General features: G+C 46.3%; 3 protein-coding genes and 1 pseudogene. All 4 read right to left on the bottom strand.

What is annotated here, in order from left to right; translation table 11 throughout:
• Positions 1-219: 219 nt before the first annotated feature.
• Positions 220-1,737, bottom strand: coding sequence for a uroporphyrinogen-III C-methyltransferase (cobA, locus tag IM479_RS11600; RefSeq protein WP_287685907.1), 1,518 nt, complete (start codon positions 1,735-1,737; stop codon positions 220-222).
• A gap of 77 nt (positions 1,738-1,814) precedes the next feature.
• The gene (locus IM479_RS11595; RefSeq protein WP_286826092.1) at positions 1,815-2,726 is read right to left on the bottom strand and encodes a phosphatidate cytidylyltransferase; all 912 of its coding nucleotides are present in this window, start codon (positions 2,724-2,726) and stop codon (positions 1,815-1,817) included.
• A gap of 48 nt (positions 2,727-2,774) precedes the next feature.
• Positions 2,775-3,365, bottom strand: a complete 591-nt coding sequence (cbiT, locus tag IM479_RS11590; protein WP_287685905.1) for a precorrin-6Y C5,15-methyltransferase subunit CbiT — start codon at positions 3,363-3,365, stop codon at positions 2,775-2,777.
• Between the two features lie 94 nt (positions 3,366-3,459).
• Positions 3,460-3,631 (bottom strand): annotated as a pseudogene (locus IM479_RS11585) (IS1 family transposase); the annotation flags it as partial.

Here is a 3,631-nt window from a genome sequence, read left to right as displayed (position 1 = left end):
GTGTCAGTCTGTAGAGCGACCATAAGACCAGAACAGATTTACTCTGTTAAGGCAGGTGCGGAACCCCGCAAGGGAAAGAAGCAGAAACCCAAATCGTGAGGTTTGGGAATCACCGTCCGTTTACGGCGGTGAGGATGTCAAGGGGAGATTCCTAGATTTTTATAGCTTTGTTTATCGTCAAGTTTGGGAATCGCCGTCTGTTTTACGGCGGCGAGGATGTCAGGTCTTACTCGACTCGATTAGAGCGCTGGTCAACCCTTCTAGGGTGTATTCTTGCGCCTCGATATCAACACGACCAAATAACTCTTGACAGGTTTTTGAAGTTTGCGGACCGATAGAAGCCAGACAAACTTTTTCTAATAGGGAATTAACCGATAATTCTCCCGTTTCTTGTCGCAATAACTGATAAAAATTCTGGACGGTTTTGGAACTAGCAAAGGTGACTATATCGACTTTTTCATCTCGAAACGCTTCCCAGATCTGACTATCCATGCGCGCGGGACATCCGGAATCATAGGCGGCCACTTCCGTCACCTGACCAGCTTTGGCCGTTAATTCCTTAACCAAGACTTCTCTCCCTCCCGTTTCCACGCGCGGAAAGAGGAATTTTTGCCCCCTAATCGGGTCGGGAAACTCGTTTACCAAAGCATCAGCGACAAAATCCCCCGGGATAAAATCCGCCTTTAATCCTCGTGAGTGCAAAACTTGGCTGGTTTTTTTGCCCACCACGGCGATTTTTACGGTCGCTAAAGCCCTAGCATCTTTTCCCCAAAATGTCAAGCGATCGAAGAAAAAATTAACAGCATTGGCAGAAGTTAAAATCAGCCAATCAAACTTTTTTAACTCACCGATGGCATCGTCTAAACCTTGCCAACTGGAGGGGGGACGAATCTCTAAAGCGGGCATTTCTAGGACTTCTGCGCCTTGATTTTGCAAAATTTCGCTAAATTGACTCGTTTGCTCGGCGGCACGGGTAATAACAATAGTTTTACCTCCTAGGGGTGGGGGAGAGGACATAATCGCCAGATCCACAACTTGACCAATGACCATAATAGAGGGTGAGAGGGACACCCCGGCGGTTTGAGCGAGAATATTTTCTAAAGTGCCGCGCCAAATTTGTTGATCCTTGCGTCCCGCCTGGCGGATAATAGCGATCGAGTCGTGAATATTCCGCCCATTTTGGCATAATTTCTCGATAATTTGCCCTAAAGACTGACCGGCCATCAATAGCACCAGCGTATCAATTTTAGCTAAAGCTGACCAATCGAGAGACTGGGGATCGTGAGCGCTCAAGACCGCAAAACAGCGACTAATATCCTTTTCGGTCAGGGGAATTCCGGCCAATAAAGGAGCGGCCAAAGCGGAGGAAATTCCAGTTATCAGTTCAAAATCACAGCCAGCCTGCTTTAGGGCTAACATTTCAGGATATACTCGCCCAAAAACCCCCGGATCACCACTTTTAAGCCGAATAACTCGTTTTCCCTCTTGACAATAATTAACCAATATCCGATTAATCTGATTTTGCTCGGCGCCGGGTTGTCCTCCCCGTTTGCCCACATCGACTAAAATACAGGTTTTCGGCACGAGGGAGAAGATTTGATTATCCACTAGGGCATCATACAGCAAAACCTCGGCCGTGGCTAAAATTGCTCGCGCTTGCAGGGTGAGAAAACTGCTCTGACCGATTCCCGCACCGAGAAGATAAACTTTACCCCGGGGATAGACGACTCCTGACATAATCGCAAATTTGGGTTTAATCTTTAATTTAGCACTGGAGAACTCAAGGGCGCAGCGACCGGAGAAGATACAAACTACTAACGCAACAAGGGCAGCAGTAAAGTGACGAAATAATATACTAGGGGAGCGGTGAACACATAACTATCAGTGCGATCGAGTATACCACCGTGACCGGGGATTAACTGCCCGGAATCCTTGACTCCGGCATCGCGTTTCATCATCGATTCGGTCAAATCACCCAATAAACTGACAATACCAATTAATAAGCCCAAAATTAAGCCGGTCAGCTGCCAATAGGGCCAATCTAAATACCAAGCACCCAACTCGGCGATCGCTATACTGCCTAAAATGCCAAAAAAGGAACCTTCCACGGTTTTTTTGGGACTAATCAGCGATAAACTGGTTTTACCTAACCATTTTCCCATGATGTAAGCTCCGATATCGGCGGCCCAAATGCAACCGAAAGCTAGAAAAGTCACCGTCAAAGCGGCCGGGAATAATTTCGGTTCCATCCACGATTCTGGCCAATATCCCATCAGGGGTAAGTTACTGGCCATAGCCACAGGATTACTTTCAGGAGAAAAACCGACCCGTAAACGAATCCAATAACTAGGTAAGTAACCACCATAAAACAGACCGAGAATTGAGGTGGAAATGTCGGCAATTGTCGCCATTTTTGGCTGAAAGAGCAGATAAAAACAAATTAACGCCCCAGCGAGGGGAAACATGGCATCGGTGAGGGGGGCTGCCATAGTTGCCGTCAGTAGTAATAATTGCGAAACTACGAGAGTGGTTTTAGCGGCCGGTTCAATGCCTTTAGCGCGAACTAAGCGAAAATACTCCAATTGTCCCAAAAAGACGATAACACCGATGCCGAGGGTGAAATACCAACCCCCAACGATAATAATTCCCAGTGCGAAGGCAATAGCAAAAATAGCGCTGACAATGCGTGGCCAAGGCATGGTTAATCCAGAGAAGTTAGGCGGCATTGTTCTAATTATATAGATTAAGAAAACTTTATGGAAGGTTATCCCCAATTAAAGTTTATCGCCACTCAGGATGAACATGGGATCAACGGCGGCAAAAACTTGGTGAATACCCCTAGTTTCTAGGCGATTTACTGCCGCTTGGACGATCTCGATATTACGCGCCTGTAAATTAGAAAAGCCTTCGGAAAATTGATAGAGGGTTTCTAAATTATTGGCCGTAGCCACGATGCGGCCGTTGGGTTTCAGGTATTGCCACACTTCTTGCAGGACTGATTTAATCGGTTTGCCGCCCTCGATACAGACGCGATCGGGTGCTAGGGGTATATTGGCTAGACAATCGGGAGCGCTGCCTTCAAAAACCGTAACATTTTTTACCCCGAAGCGATCGCAATTACGGCGGATTAAACTGGCCACTTCTTCATCCCTTTCAATGGCAATAATCGGACTATTGGGGCATAATAAGCCAATTTCAACGGGAATAGTGCCAGTTCCCGCCCCGATATCCCAGAAAACCCCCCCATCACCTAACCTCAAAGCGGAAATCATCAATAATCTCACCTCGCGTTTACTCAAGGGAATCCCAGGCAAACGTTCAAACAATTCATCGGGAATACCGGGGGTTTTATATAACCAAGTCATGGGGGATCAATTATTGAGAAGCTTCACTACCAAGCATTATTATATAGGTGGTGATTCGGTAGTAGTGATGGTGGCTTAATCCTTTGCTTTGCTGTGCATTGTAGTCATGGATAAAATACCAAACAGTTCCCCAACGTGATTCTCCATTTTTTTAGAGAAAGATAGACTCTGTCTCACCAGTCGAGAAATCCTTTGTCGAAAGGTATTATTTAATCTTTCAATAGGATTAGTTTGACCAGTTTCTTGACCAACCGGTCGATGACGTT

The sequence above is a fragment of the Microcystis sp. M165S2 genome (genome assembly GCF_020245885.1).
GTDB lineage: Bacteria > Cyanobacteriota > Cyanobacteriia > Cyanobacteriales > Microcystaceae > Microcystis.
The sequence above is the reverse complement of the archived record's forward strand: the minus strand, read 5'-3'. Positions and strand labels throughout refer to the sequence as shown.